The 23,701-nt window shown below is 40.6% G+C and carries 17 protein-coding genes and 1 pseudogene; 8 read left to right on the forward strand and 10 right to left on the reverse strand.

All coding sequences use genetic code 11. The features are described from left to right. Nucleotides 1-27: 27 nt before the first annotated feature. On the forward strand, nucleotides 28-246 hold the full coding sequence (gene infA, locus GLIP_RS09485; RefSeq protein WP_008844395.1) for a translation initiation factor IF-1: 219 nt from the start codon (nucleotides 28-30) through the stop codon (nucleotides 244-246). 94 nt (nucleotides 247-340) lie between these two features. On the opposite strand, the gene clpA is transcribed toward infA, so the two are convergent. Together clpA and clpS are read right to left on the reverse strand one after the other, a co-directional pair. After that, nucleotides 341-2,605, reverse strand: coding sequence for an ATP-dependent Clp protease ATP-binding subunit ClpA (clpA, locus tag GLIP_RS09490; RefSeq protein ID WP_008844396.1), 2,265 nt, complete (start codon nucleotides 2,603-2,605; stop codon nucleotides 341-343). A gap of 268 nt (nucleotides 2,606-2,873) precedes the next feature. Continuing rightward, entirely contained in the window at nucleotides 2,874-3,194 is a 321-nt protein-coding gene (gene clpS, locus GLIP_RS09495; RefSeq protein WP_008844397.1) for an ATP-dependent Clp protease adapter ClpS, read from the reverse strand. Nucleotides 3,195-3,400: 206 nt separating this feature from the next. On the opposite strand from clpS, the gene cspD reads away from it, so the two are divergent. After that, complete coding sequence (gene cspD / locus GLIP_RS09500; RefSeq protein ID WP_008844398.1) at nucleotides 3,401-3,619, forward strand: cold shock domain-containing protein CspD; 219 nt, start codon at nucleotides 3,401-3,403, stop codon at nucleotides 3,617-3,619. A 120-nt stretch (nucleotides 3,620-3,739) separates the two neighbouring features. On the opposite strand, the gene GLIP_RS09505 is transcribed toward cspD, so the two are convergent. Further along, nucleotides 3,740-5,962 carry an NADP-dependent isocitrate dehydrogenase gene (locus GLIP_RS09505; protein WP_008844399.1) on the reverse strand — a complete coding sequence of 741 codons (2,223 nt, stop codon included), beginning with the start codon at nucleotides 5,960-5,962 and terminating at the stop codon, nucleotides 3,740-3,742. Nucleotides 5,963-6,272: 310 nt separating this feature from the next. On the opposite strand from GLIP_RS09505, the gene GLIP_RS09510 reads away from it, so the two are divergent. The 4 genes from GLIP_RS09510 (at nucleotide 6,273) to purB (ending at nucleotide 10,114) form a co-directional block, all read left to right on the forward strand. Next, entirely contained in the window at nucleotides 6,273-6,848 is a 576-nt protein-coding gene (locus GLIP_RS09510) for an rRNA large subunit pseudouridine synthase E (protein ID WP_008844400.1), read from the forward strand. 123 nt (nucleotides 6,849-6,971) lie between these two features. Beyond that, the gene (gene mnmA, locus GLIP_RS09515) at nucleotides 6,972-8,096 is read left to right on the forward strand and encodes a tRNA 2-thiouridine(34) synthase MnmA (RefSeq protein ID WP_008844401.1); all 1,125 of its coding nucleotides are present in this window, start codon (nucleotides 6,972-6,974) and stop codon (nucleotides 8,094-8,096) included. Nucleotides 8,097-8,098: 2 nt separating this feature from the next. After that, nucleotides 8,099-8,731 carry a high frequency lysogenization protein HflD gene (gene hflD, locus GLIP_RS09520; protein WP_008844402.1) on the forward strand — a complete coding sequence of 211 codons (633 nt, stop codon included), beginning with the start codon at nucleotides 8,099-8,101 and terminating at the stop codon, nucleotides 8,729-8,731. Between the two features lie 9 nt (nucleotides 8,732-8,740). Beyond that, nucleotides 8,741-10,114: an adenylosuccinate lyase gene (gene purB / locus GLIP_RS09525; RefSeq protein ID WP_008844403.1), complete on the forward strand. Its 1,374-nt coding sequence runs from the start codon at nucleotides 8,741-8,743 to the stop codon at nucleotides 10,112-10,114. A gap of 58 nt (nucleotides 10,115-10,172) precedes the next feature. Here purB and GLIP_RS21425 read toward each other — a convergent pair whose 3' ends face one another. From GLIP_RS21425 to GLIP_RS09550, 5 genes are read right to left on the reverse strand one after another with little or no spacing between them, the layout of a single operon-like run. Then, nucleotides 10,173-10,757: a hypothetical protein gene (locus GLIP_RS21425; RefSeq protein WP_008844404.1), complete on the reverse strand. Its 585-nt coding sequence runs from the start codon at nucleotides 10,755-10,757 to the stop codon at nucleotides 10,173-10,175. A 23-nt stretch (nucleotides 10,758-10,780) separates the two neighbouring features. After that, the gene (locus tag GLIP_RS09535; RefSeq protein ID WP_008844405.1) at nucleotides 10,781-11,545 is read right to left on the reverse strand and encodes an SDR family oxidoreductase; all 765 of its coding nucleotides are present in this window, start codon (nucleotides 11,543-11,545) and stop codon (nucleotides 10,781-10,783) included. Between the two features lie 23 nt (nucleotides 11,546-11,568). Beyond that, nucleotides 11,569-12,333, reverse strand: coding sequence for an SDR family NAD(P)-dependent oxidoreductase (locus GLIP_RS09540; protein ID WP_008844406.1), 765 nt, complete (start codon nucleotides 12,331-12,333; stop codon nucleotides 11,569-11,571). Next, nucleotides 12,330-13,337: an NADP-dependent oxidoreductase gene (locus tag GLIP_RS09545; RefSeq protein ID WP_040522578.1), complete on the reverse strand. Its 1,008-nt coding sequence runs from the start codon at nucleotides 13,335-13,337 to the stop codon at nucleotides 12,330-12,332. The genes GLIP_RS09540 and GLIP_RS09545 overlap by 4 nt, the downstream gene beginning before the upstream one ends. Nucleotides 13,338-13,360: 23 nt before the next feature. Then, nucleotides 13,361-15,160, reverse strand: a complete 1,800-nt coding sequence (locus tag GLIP_RS09550) for an acyl-CoA dehydrogenase (RefSeq protein ID WP_008844408.1) — start codon at nucleotides 15,158-15,160, stop codon at nucleotides 13,361-13,363. Between the two features lie 151 nt (nucleotides 15,161-15,311). On the opposite strand from GLIP_RS09550, the gene GLIP_RS09555 reads away from it, so the two are divergent. After that, nucleotides 15,312-16,295 carry a GlxA family transcriptional regulator gene (locus GLIP_RS09555; RefSeq protein WP_008844409.1) on the forward strand — a complete coding sequence of 328 codons (984 nt, stop codon included), beginning with the start codon at nucleotides 15,312-15,314 and terminating at the stop codon, nucleotides 16,293-16,295. 263 nt (nucleotides 16,296-16,558) lie between these two features. Continuing rightward, nucleotides 16,559-18,865, forward strand: coding sequence for a TonB-dependent receptor (locus tag GLIP_RS09560; protein WP_008844410.1), 2,307 nt, complete (start codon nucleotides 16,559-16,561; stop codon nucleotides 18,863-18,865). Nucleotides 18,866-18,933: 68 nt separating this feature from the next. Here GLIP_RS09560 and GLIP_RS09565 read toward each other — a convergent pair. Together GLIP_RS09565 and GLIP_RS09570 are read right to left on the reverse strand one after the other, a co-directional pair. Next, nucleotides 18,934-22,102: pseudogene (locus GLIP_RS09565) on the reverse strand (efflux RND transporter permease subunit). Next, nucleotides 22,099-23,337, reverse strand: coding sequence for an efflux RND transporter periplasmic adaptor subunit (locus tag GLIP_RS09570; protein ID WP_008844411.1), 1,239 nt, complete (start codon nucleotides 23,335-23,337; stop codon nucleotides 22,099-22,101). Before GLIP_RS09570 ends, GLIP_RS09565 begins: the two are co-directional and overlap by 4 nt. Nucleotides 23,338-23,701 lie beyond the last annotated feature (364 nt).

Here is a 23,701-nt window from a genome sequence, read left to right on the forward strand (position 1 = left end):
CACTATTAATTGAGGTAAACAACTTACATGGCGAAAGAAGACTGTATTGAAATGGAAGGTACCGTATTGGACACACTTCCTAATACTATGTTCCGGGTTGAATTAGAAAACGGACACGTCGTCACTGCGCACATCTCAGGAAAGATGCGCAAAAACTATATACGTATATTAACTGGCGACAAAGTTACAGTTGAGATGACTCCTTATGACCTTACTAAGGGTCGGATCATCTATCGCGCCAGATAAGACTTGTTCCTTTTTGCTAAATTAGCATAAAAAAACCCAGCCTAAGCTGGGTTTTTGTTTATTTTGGTTATCTTAAATATATTAAGAGTAAGCGTTATACTTTACTCGCTTGCTTAGAGTTTTGATTGGAAAAATCGAACTTCAGCTTATCGTCTTTAGTCGTTATTTTAACACTGCCACCATTAACAAGTTCACCGAATAATAACTCATTGGCTAAGTTCTTTTTCACATGTTCTTGCATGGTTCGTGACATAGGACGGGCCCCCATCGCTCTGTCATACCCTTTTTCTGCTAACCAAGCGCGTGCAGCGTCATCTATTTCCATAGACACACCTTTATTGTCTAACTGTACTTGCAGTTCAACTATAAATTTATCTACAACCTGAAGAATGACATCTGACTCAAGATGATTAAACCAGATGATACCGTCAAGGCGGTTTCTAAATTCAGGCGTAAATATTTTATTAATTTCGCTTAACGCATCAAAACTGTGATCTTGTTGCTTAAATCCAATTGACGTCCTAATGGTTTCTTGCACACCAGCATTCGTAGTCATAACCAAAACTACGTTTCGGAAGTCCACTTTACGTCCGTTGTTATCGGTTAACGTACCGTGATCCATAACCTGCAATAATATGTTGTATATATCACTGTGGGCTTTTTCGATTTCATCGAGTAACACCACACAATAGGGATTTTTGATTACCGCATCTGTTAGTAATCCACCTTGATCAAATCCAACATATCCAGGCGGTGCACCAATTAAGCGACTCACCGCATGACGTTCCATATACTCAGACATATCGAAACGTACCAGTTCAACACCCATTATTTTTGCTAGCTGTTGGGTGACTTCAGTTTTACCTACACCAGTAGGTCCAGCAAACATGAAGTTACCAATAGGTTTGGTTTCAATACCTAAACCAGAGCGTGACAAACGTATCGCGTCGGACAAAGTTTCAATTGCTTGATCTTGACCAAACACGACTAGCTTAAGGTCACGAGTAAGGTTTTTAAGGGTCTCTTTGTCAGAAGCCGATACAGATTTCTCTGGGATTCGGGCCATTTTCGCAATTATATGTTCTATGTCCCCTACTCCAATCGTCTTGCGGCGTTTCGATACCGGTAATAAGCGCTGAGAAGCTCCAGCTTCGTCGATGACATCAATTGCTTTGTCAGGTAAGTGGCGCTCATTGATATACTTAGCAGAGAGCTCTGAGGCTGCTTTAATCGCTTGATTAGTGAATCGAACACTATGATGTTTCTCATATCGGCTTTTCAACCCCATGAGGATCTTGGTTGTATCTGCAACGCTAGGTTCATTTACATCGATTTTTTGGAATCGTCTTGCTAATGCGCGATCTTTTTCAAAAATACCTTGGTACTCTTGATAAGTGGTGGAACCAATACAGCGTAGTTCTCCGCTACTAAGTTTAGGTTTTAATAGATTAGAAGCATCCATTACACCACCTGAAGCCGCACCTGCGCCGATAATAGTATGAATTTCATCTATAAATAGAATGGCATCTTCATCTTTGCTTAATTCTTTTAAAATACCCTTTAGGCGTTTTTCAAAATCACCACGGTATTTAGTACCGGCCAACAATCCGCCTAAATCCAATGAATATACAGTTGAAGTAGCAATGACCTCTGGTACTTCATTGTTGACTATGCGGTAGGCTAACCCTTCAGCAATAGCGGTTTTACCTACACCAGCTTCACCCACTAACAAAGGATTGTTTTTACGTCGACGGCACAAAATCTGAATCGTTCTTTCTAACTCGGCATCTCTACCAATTAACGGATCGATTTTTCCTGCTTTTGCTAAAACATTTAAATTGGCAGAATATTTTTCAAGCACAGAAGTATTTTCATCACCTTCCGCGGTTTCTTCCTGATTTTCTATATTCGACTCTTCATCATTTTTGCTCACACCGTGAGAAATATAATTAACCACATCTAGTCGCGTAACATCGGTTTTTTTCAAAATATAAACCGCTTGCGACTCTTGCTCGCTGAAAATCGCGACTAATACGTTTGCGCCAGTGACTTCGTCTTTACCAGATGATTGCACATGGAAAACTGCGCGTTGAAGAACTCGCTGAAAACCAAGAGTTGGTTGCGTTTCCCGATCTGTTGCGTCATCTTCTAAAATCAGTGGGGTGGTATCTTTCACAAAATCGATAAGCTCTGCTTTGATCGATTCAAGATTAGCTCCACAAGCCTTGAGAGCCTCTTTTGCGGCTTTATTGTCTAGCAGCGCAAGTAACAGGTGTTCGACCGTCATAAATTCATGACGATGCTCTCTGGCGAATATAAACGCTTCGTTAAGGGTCTGCTCTAAATCTTTATTCAACATACTTATACCCTCCTAAAATCGGGTTGGTTAGTTAACCCTGAAGTAAACTGATGGTTCTATTCGTCGGGAAAATATCGATTAAACCTTACTAATCAGTTTATTAGCCACAAAAAGCTGGATGAAGATCTAACAACTCTGTGGTTTAAACCTCCATTTTAATAACTTTCTTCATAATCAGATTCTCTGATTCGAAGCCTAAAATCAAATATTTTATTTGATCATTTCTGTAAAAACGTTCGCTAACGCTTTATTGACAGCGTAAATTAACTCACGCTTGCTCCATTGTGCACATTAGCGGGTGTTGATGCTTTCTCGCATATTGATTTACCTGCATTACCTTGGTTTCAGCAATTTGCGCGGTATAAACGCCACAAACTGCTCGACCACGATAATGCACGGTCAGCATCAGCTGACTAGCCTTTTCTGCATCCATGTTAAAAAAGCGCATCAACACCTCGACGACAAAATCCATCGGCGTGTAATCGTCATTATTGATTAGTACTTTATACATTGGAGGCGGTTCAACTTTCTTTTTAACCGCTTCTAAGTACTTATCGTGATCTATGCTTATCGTATTATCTTTGCTCATATTCAAATAATAGTGCCGTTTTGACATAAATTGTGCTGTTTTTATCAATTTTTGTCGATTAAATTAATTTGACCTTGACATTAGTAGGTTAAAATATCTACATTTTAAATAGGGCAAAACGTTGTGCAGTCGATTTGTTCTATCTTCACAACCTTATTGTGGGGATTATGCAGTATCAGTTCAAGGGATTAAGAGGAAGCAGATGTATGGCGGTTGGAAAAGTCAAATGGTTTAACAATGCAAAGGGGTTCGGTTTTATTATCCCTGACGATGGTGGAGAAGATATTTTCGCACACTACTCCACGATTAAAATGGATGGTTATCGTTCGTTGAAAGCTGGTCAGGAAGTCACTTATGAAGTTCAGCAGGGCCCGAAAGGTTTACATGCTGAAAATATCGGCATAAGCGATGAACCTGAGAGATAGTTAAGCTAGACTTAATAAAATCTTTTCAAATAAAAAAGCAGGCTTTTAAAGCCTGCTTTTTTGTTGGTTACATGAATAAACTCCAACTAAGTGCTGAAGTTTATATCGTAAAATCCACTATTAAGACAAAATAGAATTCAATGTATTACTTGGACACATTGCTTTAGTTGCTAATTCATCATTAGGATAATAGTAACCACCAATTTCCGCAGCTTTTGCTTGAGTCGCGTCAATTTCACTGATGATCTTTTCTTCGTTGTCACTAAGTGATTTAGCAATTGGTGCGAAGTAATCCGCTAATTCAGCATCATCAGTTTGGCTAGCTAGACCTTGTGCCCAATACATTGCCAAATAGAAATGACTACCACGGTTGTCCAATTGACCTGCTTTTCTGAGTGGAGATTTACCATTATTAAGTAAGCTTTCCGTCGCTTTATCCAACTCTCTAGCTAATATCTTAGCTTTGTTGTTGTCTTGCTTAATAGCTAAATCTTCAAGTGAAACAGCTAATGCTAGAAACTCACCTAGTGAATCCCAGCGTAAGTGACCTTCTTCAACAAATTGTTGAACGTGCTTAGGCGCTGAACCGCCCGCTCCGGTTTCGAACAATCCGCCACCGGCCATCAAAGGAACAATCGACAGCATTTTAGCACTGGTACCCAGTTCTAAAATTGGGAACAAATCGGTTAAATAATCACGTAACACGTTTCCAGTTACCGAAATTGTATCCAACCCACGTATTGCACGCTCCATGGTATATCGAATCGCACGAACAGGCGCCATTATTTCAATATGTAAGCCTTCAGTATCGTGATCCTTCAAATATTCGGTCACTTTATTGATGAGTTGCACATCGTGAGCGCGCTCATCATCAAGCCAGAAAATGGCAGGCATACCTGAATGTCTCGCACGTGTAACGGCTAGTTTAACCCAATCACGAATCGGATCGTCTTTGGCTTGACACATACGCCAAATATCACCTTCTTCAACTTCGTGTTCGATCAATACAATTTCGTCTTGGTCGATAATCTGAACTTTTCCATCACCCACCATTTCAAAGGTTTTATCGTGTGAACCATACTCTTCTGCTTTTTGCGCCATCAAACCAACGTTTGGAACGGTGCCCATGGTTGTAGGATCAAATGCGCCATGCGTCTTACAAAAGTTAATGACTTCTTGATATATGGTAGCGTAAGTACTTTCTGGAATAACCGCTTTGGTATCTTGTGGCTTTCCATCAGGTCCCCACATTTGACCTGAACTGCGGATCATTGCTGGCATAGAAGCATCGACAATAACGTCACTAGGTACGTGCAAGTTTGAGATACCTTTATCGGAGTTAACCATCGCCAATGGAGGACGATCTTGGTAACAACGGTTAATGTCATGCTCTATTTCAGAACGTTGTGAAGCAGGCAAGCTAGCAATTTTATCGTACACACTGCCTAAACCATTGTTTGGATTTACTCCAAGCTCGTCAAACAAATCTTGGTACTTGTCGAAAAGCTCTTTATAGAAAACCTTAACACAGTGGCCAAATACAATTGGATGCGACACTTTCATCATGGTCGCTTTTACATGCAGTGAAAATAATACGCCGCTATCTTTTGCATCTTGAATTTGTTCTTCGAAGAAAGCGCATAATGCTTTCTTGCTCATGCACATGCCATCGATAACTTCACCCGCTAATAAGTCGACACGCGGCTTCAATACGGTTTTATTTCCGGCTTTGTCAGTAAATTCAATGCGAACGTGGCCTTCTTTTTCAACCGTTACTGACTTTTCACCAGAGTAGAAGTCACCGCCGCGCATGTGTGCTACATGAGTGCGTGAAGCTTGGCTCCATGGACCCATTGAATGAGGGTGTTTTTTCGCATAATTTTTTACAGCTGTCGGTGCGCGACGATCTGAATTACCTTCACGAAGTACTGGGTTAACTGCACTTCCTAATACTTTTCCATATCGAGCTTTAATTTCTTTCTGTTCGTCTGTTTGTGGGTTCTCTGGAAAATCAGGTAAAGCAAACCCATTTTCTTGCAACTCTTTAATTGCCGCTTTTAATTGCGGGATAGAGGCACTGATATTCGGAAGCTTAATGATGTTCGTATCGGGAGACTGAGTCAAATCACCTAAAATAGAAAGGGCATCTGGTACTTTTTGATCTTCACTAAGTGATTCTGGAAAGTTAGCCAAAATTCTACTAGCTAACGAGATATCGCTCACTTCTACTTCTATTCCTGCAGTAGACGCAAATTTACGTACTATAGGTAAAAGTGAATATGTAGCCAACGCAGGGGCTTCATCAGTTTTTGTGTAAATAATCTTAGACTTTGATGTAGTCATTATGTACCTCAGTGGTGGCGGCAACCCGCCTGGTTAATCCAAATTACTCAGACGAAAACGCTGATAATTAAACATTGTTTTTAATTAAAACAGATAAAAAATTGAGCACAAATTCTAGACAATATAGCTACTTTAACCAGTAATTAGTTAAATTTTTTATGTATAAATTATATTGAGTCTTTGTGTAGAACTTGAGTAAATAGTTCATCACAATAGGTTATTGATGCTAATAATCAATAATATATGGGCTAAACTCGGTTTACTAGATCCAAGCGCACTAAAACCACAAATAAGTGAATAATTATTCAATATGAAACAAAAAAGACACCATAAACAGCAATTAAGTGGACAAAAAAAGACAGTATTATTGTTTAATAAACCCTTCGATGTGTTAACCCAATTTACCGATGATCAAAATCGAAAAACGCTCAAGGACTACATAGATATCCCTAATGTTTATGCAGCGGGTAGATTAGATAGAGACAGTGAAGGACTTTTAATTTTAACCAACGACGGAAAACTGCAACATCAAATCGCTAACCCCAGCCAAAAGACTGCAAAAACCTATTGGGTACAGGTCGATGGCGATATCTCCCAAACGGCGATTGATAAACTTATTCAGGGCGTAGAATTAAAAGACGGCTTAACGTTACCAGCGAAAGCCCAAAAAATACCTCCACCAAACGTGTGGGAACGCACACCACCCGTCAGGTTTAGAGCTAACATTCCTACTAGTTGGATTTCGTTAACGATTAAAGAAGGACGCAACCGCCAAGTTAGAAGGATGACCGCTGCAGTCGGGTTCCCCACCCTTAGATTAATTCGTTATCAAATTGGTGCTTGGACAATTGACGGTTTAGATAACGGAAAATATCGCATTTTGTAGACCTAATCAGCGTAGGAATTAAGGTTATAATTTAGAACTTTTTTCTAATCCGGCGTATTTATCTGAAAGCTTTATTTTGCTAGACTTGCCGGCTAATTTCGCAGCTAAGAATTCATTTGCAATATGTCCGATAATATCACTACCCTAAATTCACAAAATGCTAACAAAAAAGTCATTGTTGGGATGTCTGGTGGGGTAGATTCTTCCGTGGCCGCTTATCTTCTGCTCCAGCAGGGATATCAAGTTGAAGGCCTATTCATGAAAAACTGGGAAGAAGACGATAGCGATGAATACTGTCTAGCAGCAGAAGACCTAGCTGACGCACAAGCGGTAGCAGATAAACTTGGAATTGAATTACACACCATCAATTTTGCTGCTGAATACTGGGACAACGTGTTTGAATATTTCCTTGACGAATATCGAGCTGGCCGTACTCCAAACCCAGATATAATGTGTAATAAAGAAATCAAATTTAAAGCGTTCCTTGAGTTTGCAGCAGAAGACTTAGGTGCAGACTTTATCGCTACCGGTCATTATGTTCAGCGCGAATATCGTGATGGGCATTGGAAAATGTTACGCGGTTTAGACGGCAACAAAGATCAAAGTTATTTCCTATACACCCTAGGTGAAGAACATATCGCAAAAACCTTATTTCCGGTGGGGAATATCGAGAAGCCCGAAGTACGCAGGATTGCTGAACAGCAGAATCTGATTACTCACGATAAGAAAGACAGCACCGGTATATGTTTTATTGGCGAGAGAAAGTTTAAAGATTTTCTGGGGCAATATTTACCCGCTCAACCCGGCATTATTGAAACGACCGACGGCGTAGAGATTGGTCATCATGATGGTCTAATGTTCCATACTTTGGGTCAACGCAAGGGATTACATATTGGTGGAAAACGTGAATACGGTGACGATCCTTGGTATGTGGTCGACAAAGATGTTAAACGTAATGTGTTGATTGTCGGACAAGGTGCTAATCACCCTGCGCTTTATTCAGATGGTCTTATCGCAAATCAATTACATTGGGTTGACCGTACGGGTCCTCAACAAACGTACCGTTGCGCAGTCAAAACTCGTTATCGTCAGGAAGACATCGCCTGTACAGTAACACCGCAACAAGATGGACAAATAAAAGTGCTTTTTGATTCACCTCAAAAAGCGGTCACGCCGGGTCAATCCGCGGTTTTTTACTATCAAGATGAATGTCTAGGTGGTGGGATTATAGAGAGTTATTTGCGTTGAACATGGATTCAGAACAACAAAAGATAGTCGCCTTAGCAGGCGTTTGTCAGGCGGCAGCATTAGTGCAGTCAGTGGCGCGTAAAGGCGAAGCAGACAATACCGCATTCAAAGCTAATATTAACAGTCTTATACTGACTGACACTCAAAGCACCATAGAAGTGTATGGCAGTATTGAAAATTTGGAAATTGGCTTGGTCACCTTGATTAGTCAACTCAGTAATGCACCGCTGCAAAAAGATGCGGAAGTTACGCGATATATTGCTAGTATTTTGGGCTTAGAACGCAAACTTAAAAAATCTCCTAGCAAACTTAGCGAATTATCAAAACGCATTGAACAAATTCAGCGCCAAACTGCACACTTAGATTTGTTCGACGACCAAATGATCAGTAATTTAGCCAGTATTTATTCTGATGTAATCAGCCCATTGGGCACAAAAATTCAAATTGCAGGCGTACCCGCACAACTAAAACAAAACACCAATCAACATAAGGTTAGAGCTTTGTTGTTAAGTGGATTACGTTCAGCCGTATTATGGCGACAATTAGGTGGCAAGCGTCGGCAAATATTATTTAATCGAAAAAGCATTGTAACCAACGCATTGACGTTGCAACGCTCTATTAATCATTTTCAATAGGAGTACTTCATGGAATTGTCTGCACTCACTGCAGTTTCCCCCGTTGATGGCCGTTACGGCTCTAAGAGTTCAGCTTTACGCCACTATTTTAGTGAATATGGCTTACTAAAATATCGCGTTCAGGTTGAAGTTCGTTGGTTACAGAAGCTGGCCAGCACAGCGGAAATAACTGAAGTGCCAGAATTTTCTGATGCATCTAATGATTTACTTAATAGTATCGTTGATAACTTCAGTGAAGATGATGCTCTGCGTATTAAAACAATTGAAAAAACGACTAATCACGATGTTAAAGCGGTTGAGTACTTTCTAAAAGAAAAAGTAGAAAATAACAGTGAACTCAACAGCGTAAGTGAATTTATTCACTTTGCATGTACTTCCGAAGATATTAATAATTTATCTCATGGATTAATGCTTAGCGAAGCCAGAGAACACGTCATTCTGCCTTACTGTGACAAATTAATTGCAGAAACTAAGCGTTTGGCACTTGAGTATAAAACTATTCCAATGATGGCCAGAACACATGGTCAGCCCGCTTCTCCCACGACCATGGGGAAAGAAATGGCCAACGTAATGCACAGATTATTACGTCAAAGACAACAAATTCAGGATGTTACAATTTTAGGTAAAATAAATGGTGCTGTGGGTAACTATAACGCACACTTAAGCGCCTACCCTGATGTAAATTGGAATGCGTTTTCACAATCATTTGTTGAAAGTTTAGGGTTAAATTGGAATCAATTTACTACGCAAATTGAACCCCATGATTATATCGCAGAATTGTTTGATGCGATGGCTAGATTCAACACCATTTTGATCGATTTCGACCGTGATGTGTGGGGATATATAGCGTTAGGTCACTTCAAACAAAAAACCATCGCTGGCGAGATTGGATCATCAACCATGCCGCATAAAGTTAACCCCATAGATTTCGAAAACTCAGAAGGTAATCTTGGACTAGCAAATGCGATGTTTAATCATTTAGCCACTAAACTTCCTATTTCAAGATGGCAACGAGATTTAACTGACTCAACCGTACTTCGCAATTTAGGTGTGGGCATGGGCTACTCGGTAATTGCGTACGAATCTACGTTAAAAGGGATCAGCAAGTTACAAGTTAACGAACAAAGTTTGTTAAATGAGCTTGAAAATAACTGGGAACTATTAGCCGAGCCTATTCAAACCGTCATGCGCCGCTACGGAATTGAAAAACCATATGAAAAATTAAAAGAATTAACCCGCGGCAAGAAAGTCAATCAGGCAGCGATTGCAGAGTTTATTGATTCACTTGACATGCCAGAGCACGCTAAAAATGAGTTAAAACAGCTATCGCCAGCAAATTACATCGGTGATGCTATCGCTCTTGTTGAAACAATCACTCAATAATGGCTTATTTTTCCGAGTTGGACTCACTCCAACTTGGAAAAACCTCATCAAAACCTCTTCACTTTTTTGCATGTTCAGCCAGACTACTGGTTAATTTTTGCGTATAACAGGATACAGCATCAGGGTGATGCCCCCTTGACGATGGATTCATAAATCCATGCTCAAACTCTGTTTTAAAACAATTTACATTGTCATGGGCTGACAGTTGTTGAAGTACGATATCGATATCAAAATTGGGTTCTTTGACAGGAAAATAGAGTTGCGTAGCAATATAAGGACGTAATTTTGTGAAGAATCGAATTTGCCCCGGGTAGAAGCCGTAAAACTTATCTATTGAGTTGGTATAATCCTTTTCACTAAGCAGTTTATATAGTACCGCCGCGCCAGCACTAAACCCAACAAGCGTTGATTGATTATTATTATTGGCAGCAAGCGCTGTTGCAATCTTATTTCCATACTGTTCAATCCCACCTGAACGTTGAAATGCTGAATAGGCTAATGCTTCATCGGTAAAGTTTACCGAAGACAAATACGGGCTTACAATGTGTAATCGCCATCGAGCAGGAAGTATTTGATTTGCCCAATCCTCTAACAGTTTGGTATGCCCAAAAATATCTGAACACACCAGCAAAATACGCGACATAACAGCACTTTTTGTGATAATCGTTATGCCATCATACCACCATCAACTACCACAGTTGTACCCGTTGTATAACTTGAAGCATCAGACACTAAATATAGCACTGTTCCAGCCATTTCATCCGGATCAGCAACCCGTCCGAGGGGGATCACTTTCAATGCTTGTTTCAAAATCTTTTCATTAGTGGTTAATGCAGAGGCAAATTTAGTATCAGTCAAACCGGGCAAAAGTGCGTTTACACGAATATTTAAACCGCCACATTCTTTAGCAAAGGCTTTGGTCATACTCACAACCGCGGCTTTCGATATGGAATAGATGCCTTGCATATCTCCCGGAGAAAGTGCGTTCACTGATGCAGTATTTAAAATCACCCCACCGCCCTGCTCTTTCATCATTTTTCCAGCTGCTACTGACATAAAGAAGTAACCTCGGATATTGACGTCAACGGTTTTTTCATATGCTGCAAGATCAGTATCAAGAATATGTCCGAAAAACGGATTAGCCGCGGCGTTATTAACTAAAATATCCAATTCTCCAAACTGTTCTTCAATTTGTTTGAAGGTTGCTTCTATTTGCGTAAGATCGCCTACATGACAAGCCATCGCATGTGCTTTGCCACCACTTTCACGAATGCTACTTGCCACCGCTTCACAGCCGTCAATTTTGCGACTCGAAACAATCACTTCAGCACCATAAGCCGCAAGTAAGCGTGCAATCGATTCACCAATACCACGACTAGCACCCGTTACTAGCGCTACCTTGCCGTGTAAATTAAACAGATCTTTTTTCATTTTATTGTCCTGTTAAAACATTTCTAGGCGGTCATGCCACCATCTAAAACCATTGAGTGACCAGTCATAAAGCTAGACTCATCACTGCATAGCCAAGCTATGGCATAAGCAATTTCTTCTACTTCGCCAAGTCGTTTCATTGGGTTGGCGCTAATCAAAGTGTTTTGTTGCTTTTGATCAAAATTAGCCAACACATTTTCTACCATAGGGGTTTTTACAAAACTCGGACACACCGCATTAACCCGTATATTTGATCTAGCATATTCAATTGCCACTGATTTAGTTAATCCAATCACACCATGTTTTGACGCACAGTAAGCAGAAATAGTCGGCGCTCCTGAAACCCCCGCTACTGACGCTAGATTGATGATGTGTCCTCCACCAACTTCAACCATATGTTTAACTGATTGCTTCATACAGTACCAAACACCGGTTAAGTTAATCGCAATATTACGGTGGAAATCTTCGTCAGGTACATCAAGCATGCGCGCGGGAGTATGATCGACGCCAGCGTTGTTCAATGCCACATGAATTTGTCCAAATTTGGAGATAGCTGCTTGGTAAAAAGCCGATACTGAATCGCTCTGAGTCACATCAAGAGGATAAAACTCAACCGTATAGCCAGACGCTGTTAGCTTTTCTTGCAGTGCATTCCCAGCTTCCGTATTACGATCGCCAAAAAACACTTTAGCTCCTCGAGCGGCTAACACTTCTGTGGTTTTTGCACCGATTCCAGATGCGCCTCCGGTAACCACAATATGTTTACCCTCTACTTTTGCAGCACTCATGAAGCATGATCCACTTTAATTACTAATTTACCGAAGTTTTCGCCATTAAAAAGCATCATTAATGTTTCAGGAAAAGTAGCTAAACCGTCTACAACGTGTTCTTTTGCAATCAGTTTACCTTGGGCAATCCAACCGGCCATTTCAGCTGCGGCTTTTCCGTAATTTTCAATATTATCGAATACGACAATGCCTTCCATTCGCGCACGATTAACCAATAATGAGAGATAATTGGAAGGACCTTTCACCGGCGTCGTATTGTTGTATTGACTTATCGCCCCACAAATGACAATTCTGGCTTTCATATTGATGCGGGTTAAGACATCATCGAGGATGTCGCCTCCGACATTATCAAAAAAGACATCTACGCCCTTTGGACATTGTTCTTTTAATCCTTTTTTCACATCCGAATTTTTATAGTCAATGGCACCATCGAATCCTAATTCGTCGACCAAATAACGGCATTTGTCCTCACCACCGGCAATGCCTACCACTCGACAGCCTTTTAATTTTGCGATTTGTCCAACAACGGTACCTACCGCGCCTGCTGCACCCGATACCACAACGGTTTCCCCTGCTTTGGGTAGGCCAGTATTCAAGATACCGAAATAGGCTGTCATTCCCGGCATGCCAAGTACACCAAGATAGCGCTCCAATGGAGCCAGTGACGGATCTATTTTGTGCACGCCTTGGGTTGCAATAACAGCAAAATCACACACACCAAACCCACCGTATACAAAGTCGCCAGGGCTAAAATTAGGATCGGTAGAGTCAAGTACTTCCCCTACTCCCCCCGCACGCATAACTTCACCAATACCCACAGGTGGAATGTAAGACTTGCCTTCATTCATCCAACCACGCATAGCCGGATCTAAAGAAATATAAAGCACTTTAACTTTGATTTGGTTTTGTTCTAATTCTGGCAACTCGGCTTCCACAAAGTCCCAGTTTTCAGCGGTAGGAGTGCCTACCGGACGTGAGGCTAATAAAAATTGTCTACTTTTCATCATTATTCTTTCCATCGTTTAAATTAAAACCATTCAGGTTGCATATCACTACAACTATCATCAGAACTTTCAAGAAGAGAAATATCGCGATTCACTAGCGGTAGCTCCCAGTTTACATAATACTTAGCTGCCTGAATTTTCCCCAAATAGTAGGGTTTATCGGCAGGCTCACACTGTGCCAATGCCTTTTCAGCCACATTTGCCTGACGGATCCATATCCAACTCATGACGATGCTTGAAAACACGTTCATAAAGCACTGTGCATTAGCTAACAAATTGGGTAGTTTTTCACTTCTAAGTGCCACGCCTAAAGAAGGTAAAAGTGCCTGCATTTTTACCATGTAGCCTTGGGTTTTATTGACGAGCGCTAAGCATTCTGGACCTGATGCCTGACTAAAATCTGCTAATATGCGCTTTTGCAGTATCTCTAATCCAGCACCATTTGCTTGCCATAGTTTTCTGGTCAGCAAATCCAAAGCTTGAATGCCATTCGTCCCCTCATGAATTGGGTTAAGACGATTGTCTCGCCAGCACTGTTCAACCGGGTACTCTCGCGTATAGCCAGCTCCCCCTAAAACTTGTATCGCTAAGTCGTTAGCTTTGACACCAAATTCAGATGGCCACGCCTTCACTACCGGTGTTAATAAATCTAACAGCTCCTCACTCATCCTTCTCTCTTCAGCAGACTCACGGGTTTTAGTGTCATCTACGAGTCTTGACGCATACAGACATAACGACATAGCTCCTTCTACATAAGCTTTTTGCGCTAGCAGCATACGTTTTACGTCACCATGATTGATTATCTCGGTAGCCGGATCTGCTGGAGAATTATTTGGAGGAATACGACCTTGGGTTCTATCTTTGGCGTAAGCTAACGAATATTGGTACCCGCGATAACCAATCATAGCTGCGCCAAAACCTACGCCTATACGCGCTTCGTTCATCATCAAGAACATATATTTGAGACCCTGATGAGGTTCACCAATTAAATAGCCATGGCAATCTCCATTCTCACCAAAGCTTAACGCTGTGGATGTGGTTCCCCGATAGCCCATTTTATGGATCAAACCAGCTAAAGCGACATCGTTGCGTTGACCAACTTCACCAGTTTCATCTAATCGGTATTTAGGTACGACGAACAATGAAATACCTTTTACGCCTGCAGGTGCGCCTTGAATTTTCGCTAACACCAAATGAACGATGTTATTTGATAACTGATGTTCACCTGCTGAGATATACAGTTTGCTACCTTTTAATCTGTAGTTACCATCTTCATTTTTTATCGCCGTGGTGCGAATGTCTGCCAATGACGAACCAGCATGCGGCTCAGTTAATGCCATAGTGCCGGTAAACTCGCCACTTAGCATGCGCGGCATAAACTGCTGTTTCAGTTCCTCTGAAGCGAAATTACCGATAACATTTGCGGCCGCTACGGTTAAAAATGGGTAACCCGCAGTGGATGGGTTCGCAGCCATAAAATAACCCGAGGTAGCCATCATGATAGTTTCCGGCAGTTGCATGCCCCCCTCGTCAAAATCATAACGTCCAGCCATAAAACCGGCTTCATTATATGCATCAAAGGCTTCTTTGACTTGCGGGATCATATGCACATTTTTACCATCAAACTTGGGTTCATCGGCATCTGCGATTGCGTTGTGCGTTGCAAACTTTTGGGTCGCAATTTTATTCGCCGTCTCTAAAATGGCATCGAAGGTTTCTCTATTATGCTCACTAAACCGCTCTCGCTGAATTAGTGATTCTGTATCCAATACTTCGTAAAGTTGAAACGGCAATTCTTTTGGGTGAATTAATTCATCATTCATTAGCGATGTCCTGAGTTAGCATTATCACATAGCTTCCCATATTTATAGTTACAGGCTAACTGTCATTATTGACACTTTTATGGCTAATATCGCCATCAATTCATAAGCGTGATAAGCTACTAAAATCACCGCTTATTTTAGGTTTATTAAAATGCACAATGTGACAATTTTAGGATATGAGCATGCATATGCCAGTGCTATTACTGGCGCATTAGACCTGTTCGCATTAGCCGGTGTTACTTGGAAACGTATGCAAGGAAAAACTCCTGAGCGTATTTTTAATGTGCAATTAGCTTCAGTAGGAAAGCGTGATGTGGAGTGTATTAATCATCTAACCATTAAAAGCCAGATCGCTATCGAAGATGTCCAGCAAACGGATATTCTCATTATTCCGACAATCGGCGGTAAACTCGACGATGTACTTGCAAAAAATAGAAACCTGTTACCTTTTATACAATATTTTTATGCTCAAGATTCTGATATTGCTAGTAATTGCAGCGGTGCTTTTTTTTTAGCCGAAGCGGGTATTTTAAAAGATAAAAAAGCCACTACCCACTGGGGATATGCAGAGACGTTCAATAGTCGCTATCCGGATGTCAATCTAATGCCCAACCAACTAATCACTCAAGATGGCAATATTTATTGTTCAGGTGGAGGAATGGCTTGGTTTGATCTGACTTTACTGCTGATAGAGCGATACTGTGGTCATGATGTGGCGACTAATACCGCTAAAGCTCATGTGTTAGATATCTCACGTGGAAATCAAGCCGCATATGCACAACTGCGTAGTAAAAAATACCACCAAGATGCAGAAATTTTGCGGATTCAAGAATGGTTAGAAAGCAATTACCAACAATCAATTTCACTTGATCAGTTGGCGCGCCAAGTTAACCTAACAAATAGAACGTTTTTACGGCGCTTTAAACTGGCTACCGAACAAACACCTTTTTCATATTTACAAATGCTTCGAGTAGAAGCTGCTAAAAAACTGTTAGAAACCGAAAACTTATCGTTAGAATCTATCGTCGCTCAAGTGGGCTATGAAGATCCCCGCTCGTTTACCCGGCTTTTTAGCGGTTTAACAGGTTTATCCCCAAGTCAATATCGTAAAAAATTCTTTCGTACTTTGAGTTAAATAAATAGTTACAAAGTAAACGCCAAAAATCGCGCAAAATAAACACAAAACATCGAAAAAAACGACTATCTTTAATGAAGTTTACTATTTTAGGGTAGTAAAAATGGATTAATTGGGAATATAAAATTACACTGCCCTTCGAAATATTTTTATCATTTAAACATGATTTAATAAATAACAATAAGTCCGTTTTTGGCCGCATTTAGTCAAAAACTCAAGGATAAAAAAACAACATAACTTTACACACTCAACTCGGTAATATAATGAAAACACTTAATAAAACAGCAATTGCATTATGCATACAATCAGCGCTACTAAGTCAATTTTCGATAGCACAAGAACAGGATGTAGCAGCCAAAGAGCGTAGCTTAGAAAAAATTACTGTCACAGCGCAAAAGCGTACTCAAAGTATTCAAGAAGTCCCTATCTCAATAGCGACTTTAAGCGGTGAACGATTTGAAAGCATGTTTGCTGGCGGAGAAGATATCCTTGCCCTAGCCGTACGCGTTCCCGGTCTATATGCAGAAACGTCTAACGGACGTGTTGCACCTAGATTTTACATTCGAGGTTTAGGTAACACAGATTTCGACTTAGCTGCATCTCAACCCGTCTCAATCGTGATGGATGACGTTGTAAAAGAAAACGTTATTTTAAAAAGCTTTCCGCTTTTTGATGTCTCTCAAGTAGAAGTCATTCGTGGACCACAAGGCACGTTATTTGGACGCAACACAACAGCCGGTATCGTTAAATTTGACTCAGTTAAGCCAACTGATGACTTTGATGCCTACGTCAAATTAGGTGTTGGTAATTTGGGAACGCTAAATTTCGAAGGCGCGGTTGGAGGTGGGTTAGCAGAAAATCTAGCTGGTCGTTTTTCAGTATTATCTCAGAATCGCGATGACTGGATCGATAACGCTTACACTGGTGAAAAAGATGCCATGGGTGGATTTGACGAGAAAGCATGGCGTGGACAACTTTTATATAAACCCTCTGACGACTTTTCCGCTTTGTTAAATGTACATGGCAGAGAGTTAGATGGAACCGCATCGATCTTCCGCGCCAACGTTTTCACTAAAGGAAGTAACGATTTAAATGAAAACTTTGATCGTGACGTTCTATATTATGATGGAGATATTGACGGGAATGGGGCTGACAATAACCCTCAAGAATATGAAAATTACGGGGCGTCGTTAAAGCTTGAGTTTGGATTAGACGATATGTCTTTGACCAGTATTACCGCATATGAGCAAGCTGAAGGATACAGCTTAGGTGATATAGATGGTGGTGTAGTATTAAACGAACCTGGTGATATCAATGGTGACGGTGTTGAAGAAACTACGTTCCCGGGCAACATCGCATTTTCAGCGGTAACCCAAGATAACCTTAATGATCTTGAACAGTTTACCCAAGAGATTCGCTTAGCAAGTGAGACAGATGACGCATTAGGTTGGCAAGTCGGTGCTTTTTATTACGATTCATCATTTAACGTTACTAGCGTTGACGGATTCTTTGGTGCAACAACAGTGTTCCATGAAAACACCACTTGGGCCGTATTTGGTCAAACATCGTATCAAGTTAATGAAAAACTCAATGTTACAGCTGGGCTAAGATACACCTATGACGAAAAGTCACTTGTTGTGGGCGAGCAAAATGTTGATGGATTCGCTCTAGTGATAGGTGCGGCCGCTATCCAAGATTACGACGACATCAATGTAGACGATGACCAGCTAAGTTGGGAATTAAGCGCAAATTATAAAGTTGATAGTGATACTTCGTTATTTGCCCGTTTAGCTAATGGTTTTAGAGCACAGACAATTCAAGGTCGTGATGTTGCGTTTGAGGCCGATCCTTCTGTTGCTGAAGCAGAAACCATTAACTCGGCAGAGTTAGGAATTAAAAAAGACTTACTAGAAGACACACTTCGGGTCAACGCGGCTGTATTTTATTATGAAATCGATGATATGCAACTTACCGCTATCGGTGGTGGCGCAAATACAACAGCCCTAATTAATGCTGATAAAGGCGTTGGATATGGTTTCGAAATTGACGTTGAATATTTGGTAAGTGATTATCTAACCTTGACCGCAGGTTACAGCTACAACCACACCGAAATTCAAGATAACGGCTTAACAATATTGCCTTGCGGTGCAAATCCTGATTTTGGCGCTACAGGTAACTGTACTGTTTTTGATCCTCGTCCAGATGGATTCGCCGCTAGTATAGACGGAAACGCATTCCCGCAAGCGCCTGAAACTATTTTCAACTTTACCGCTAGATACGCCACACCTATTGGCGATGATGGCGAATTGTTTATTTTTACCGATTGGGCTTTCCAAGGAGAAACCAGTCTTTTCTTATATGATTCGGTAGAATTTACAACTGACGATAATTTTGAAGGTGGATTGAGAATCGGTTACGAGAACTACCAAAACAACTATAGCATCGCGCTTTTCGGTCGAAATATCACCGACGAAGAGAATGTTAAAGGTGGTATTGATTTCAACAACTTAACCGGAATCGTAAATCAACCTCGTATATTTGGTATCGAAGCAAAAATCAGCTTCTATTAAACAATTCGTACTAACTTAAAATCAAAAGCGATCCTTCTTGGATCGCTTTTTTATTTGCTGATATAAAGCTAAGAATCGGCTACTACACTTTTATGATGAAGCTTATGCTTTGAATCATTCTTGACCTCTTTATCTCTAAATAACGATTTAAAGTCGTCAAGCATAATATAAAGCGACGGTACCAACAGTAGGGTAATGACGGTGGCAAATAAAATCCCAAAAGCAAGTGAGATGGCCATAGGTATAACAAGCTGAGCTTGCAGACTCTTTTCAAAAACGATAGGCATAAGTCCCATAAAGGTTGTCAACGAAGTTAACACAATTGGTCTAAAACGTTGTTTGCCCGACTGCACTACCGACTCAATTAACGAGTGTCCCTCTGCTCTGGCTCGATTGACAAAATCGACTAAAATTAAGCTATCATTCACCACGACGCCGGTTAGCGCAATGATCCCACAGATGGATAACACACTTACCGCATGCCCTAACACAAGGTGACCAATGATGGCACCAACTAATCCAAACGGAATAACCGACATTATAATAAAAGGCTGCGAATAGGATTTTAATGGTACTGCCATTAGTGCGTAAATCGCGAAAAGTGCAAATGCAAAGCCTTGCATCAAACTCACAATCGCCTCCCCCTGCTCTTTAGATGCACCTTCTAGTCTAAAGTCGACACTAGGGTATCGTTGCATTAAATCAGGGATGAAATTTTTCTGAATCGACATAGCGACTTCTTGCGGGTTTATTCTCCCCTTGTCAGCTTTAGCAGAAACGGTAATTGAGCGATTGCCATCGACCCGAATAATAGAGCCATATCCTTGGGCAAATTCTACGTCAGCTACCTCCGAAAACGGAATTTCATCCCCTTGGCTATTACGAATGCGCATATTCTCCAGATGACCAATTGAGCTGCGCTGTTCTTTTGGATAGCGGATCATAACTTTAACTTCTTCATCACCACGTTGAATTCGTTGCGCTTCCGCGCCATAAAATCCGTTTCTAACTTGTGTCGCTAAGGTTTGTAAACTCAGTCCTAGCGCTTCAGCCTGAGGTTTTATAAACAATCGAATTTCGTCACTGCCCCCAGCAAAGGTATCATTGACATCTGCTATTCCATCGAAACTAGCTAGATGCTGTTTTAATTCTAGCGTTGCTGCTTTTAGGGCATCCAAATTCTTACCGCTGAATTCAAACGTGATATCAGCACCACCACCAGGCCCGCCCATTGGCGAACCAATATCGATTTTTTTTAACACCAGGCATTTCAGGGATTGCTTCACGCCATTGTTGGTGAATATAAAATGAGTCAAACGTTCGGGTTTCAGCTTTACTTAATTCAACAAAAATTTGTCCGGTTAAACTTCCTTGATCAAAGGCAATCGCATGATTAACTACCCCAAAGCCAGTTTCACGCTGAATATTGTCATTCATTTCATACAGCGCATCTAACATTTGCGTGATGCTTTCATCACGTTGGCGTATTGATGACCCAGGTTCTAATTCAATTGTCCCCATAACAAAATCACTAGGTATATTAGGGAAAAAAACAAAACGCACTTGACCACCTGCGAACAATCCAACTGTGAGTATAAAAATCGCCACGAAACTCGCCAGTGTTGTATACCGGTTACGTATCACTTTTTCTAAAAAAGGGATATAAGAATTAGCTACAAAACGTTTAATACCTTCACTGAAGAAATCACGAAAACGCTGTAAAAAATTCGCTTTAGAAGGGTTGTATGGTTTGTCTTTCATGTGAACCAAATGCGCAGGTAAAATTAGTTTTGATTCAATCAATGAAAAAATTAAACAAATAATGACTACCCAACCAATGGTTTTCCAAATCACACCAAATGTACCCGGCACCATTAGCATAGGCGTAAACGCAGCGATAGTAGTTAATACGCCAAAAGTGGCGGGCATGGCGACTTTCTTCACCCCACGTATTACATTTTCAGTATTGTGACCATGTTTATCTATTTCAGAGTATGCTGATTCCCCCATAATAATGGCGTCATCTACCACTATTCCTAACACCAAAATGAAGCCAAACAAGCTGATCATGTTTATGGAAATATTAAATACTTCCCCTTGCATAATTAATAGAGCGCCCAAAAAACATACGGGAAGCCCCACCATAACCCATGCTGCTAGTCTCAATTTTAAAAATAGTGATAAAACAATGAAGACTAATATTGCACCTATTAGCATATTGCTTAGCATCATATTTAGCCTGTCAGCCAAATAAAATGAGCTATCTCCCCAAGTATCTGCATTAATATGCCCAGGCAAAGATGGGCGTAATTTGTCCAGAAACGCGTTAACTGTTTTAGAAATATTTAAGGCGTTTTGATCGCCTACCGCTTGAATCCGAATATTCATCGCCGGTTTGCCATCAAAAAGCGCATAAGAATTATTTTCGACAAACCCGTCTCGAATTGTGGCAATTTCGCCCAATAACAATCTTGTGCCATCGCTGCGTGTTAATAACACTAAATTTTCAAAATCAAAGGCGTTGTACGCTTGTCCTTTGGCACGCAATAAAATATCGCCATTTTCTGATTTAATCGCACCGCCTGGTACATCAATTGATGAACGCCGTACGGCTTCAACAAGTTCATTGAAGGTTAAATTGTATTCCTGCAGTTTAGCTTCAGAGATTTCTACAGAAACTTCATAATCCCGAGAACCCACAACCTGAACGGCTGATAATCCAGGTAAGTTTGCAATTTGATCGCGAATGTCTTTTGCAAATTCTTTTAGCTCACGCTCGTTTGCGTCCCCATAAATTGAAACCCACATCACATCTTGGGTTGCTTTTTGACGATAAACGATGGGTTTTTCAGTATTCGCCGGAAAACTAGGTATGGCATCGACCTGTACTTTTATCTCATCCAACGCAAGTTGCGGATCGTATTCGTCTTCAATTTCAATTAAAACCCGAGCAGTCCCTTCAGTGGCAGTGGAAGTGATTTTTTTAATACCCTCAATGTCCTTTACTGCTTCTTCAATCTTAATCACAACACCTTCTTCAACTTCTTGAGGAGCAGCACCTAAATAAGGGACAGTAACGACGATGTTATTAAATATAAAATTAGGAAAAACTTGTTTGTGAATAGTGAAAGCAGCAATAATTCCACCAAAAATCAATATCCACATTAATAAATTGGCCGCAACGCTATTGCGAGCAAACCATGCGATCAAGCCTTTTTCTGTATCAATATGCGTCATTTTGCATCTCCAGCATTGGATACGGATTTACTGGTAGATACTTGTTTATCTAATTGTTGGATATTGTTGTTATCTTCTTCATCGTCTGGTAAACGCACCTTCATACCATTAAATGGATTCGGCACGGCACTAGTAATTACTAAATCCCCTTCATTGATTCCTTGACTAATATAAACGTATTTTTCATCAGCTCGTTTCACAACAACCTGTTTGATTTGTAATTCATTATTACTGTCAACTATCAATAAAGTGCCATCTAAACGAAGAACATTTCGCGGCAGAACCAAGATGTTTTCGCTATTTTGGCCAACAATCTCGGCCTGTACAAAACGACCAAATTTCAACGGTACTCGATTGCTATCCTTAGAATCAGACTCACGAAGATAAGGATCGATAATTTCTGCCACCGCATAAATGACCCGACGCTGCTCATCCAAAACGCCCTCATCTCTAACCAATTTACCGACCCACTGACTTTTAGCGCCAGCGACAACCGCACTTAATGTAACTTTAGGCGCATCAATTTTTCCATTTGATATGCGCATAAATGCCATGTCATTGTCGCTCAGTGGCATTCTAACTTCGGCCACTTTAGTGGAATAAATCACACCTAACTCACTGCCTAACGATACAAACTGACCTAAGTCAACGTTCTTAGATTTAACTAATCCATCAAATGGCGCGGTAATGGACGTCCTCTGCAAATTACGTAAAGCTTTTTCTAATTGCGCTTTTGCAGCGCTTAAGTTAGCTTTTTCAGTCGCCAATTGCGGTTTTCTTAAGCCTAATTCTGGAGCAACGTTTCCTTTTACCGACCGCCATTCCTGTTCAGCAACTTTCCCCCGTGCGATCTCTTCTTCTAAAGACGCTTCAGCTCTCGCTAATTCAGCCTCAGCAAGTTTAACTTCAGTTTGATAATCATATTTTTCCAATTGTATAAGCACGTCTCCTTGCTTAAACATACCGCCTTCGATGAAGCTGTCGGCTACCCACTCGACTTTTCCGGTAACCTGCACGCTCAGGCGCGTTTCAACACGTGGAGCAACCGTGCCTTGTGAATGCACCTTAAAATTAATTGTTTCCAACCTGGCAGGTTCAACATTAACCAAAAAAGGACGCTCTTCAACTTCAACTATTTCTGGTGGCTTTTTACTTAACAAAAGGCCGATAAAGCCGACAACAGCCAACGCCAAAATAACTAACGGCACTAAAATTTTTGTAGTACTACTCGCCATTGAAAACCCTTAATTTTTTATTAAATTAGTTGTTGAAGTCATTTTTGAAATCTTTAACCAGCTTTTCAAACAATAAATATCTGAAAATAGGATGCTTATTAGAGATTCATTTCGAGCTCAGAGAAATATGCTTGATATATGATAAATTATTTATGACGTCACGCATGAAAGAGAGTGTTAACAAATGTAAATGACCGAAAATAGTTAAGCTATACTCTTCCACTCATCGGAGTAGTTTTTGAACGATTTGACAACAGATTAGACAATATTGGCATAAAACCTGAGACAAGATTTCTGTTAACGATGTTAAACGGGAATTATGCATTTAAACGGGCGAATTTTAAGCCAAAAAGGTGCATTAAAT

It is taken from the genome of Aliiglaciecola lipolytica E3, assembly GCF_000314975.1.
Lineage (GTDB): Bacteria > Pseudomonadota > Gammaproteobacteria > Enterobacterales > Alteromonadaceae > Aliiglaciecola > Aliiglaciecola lipolytica.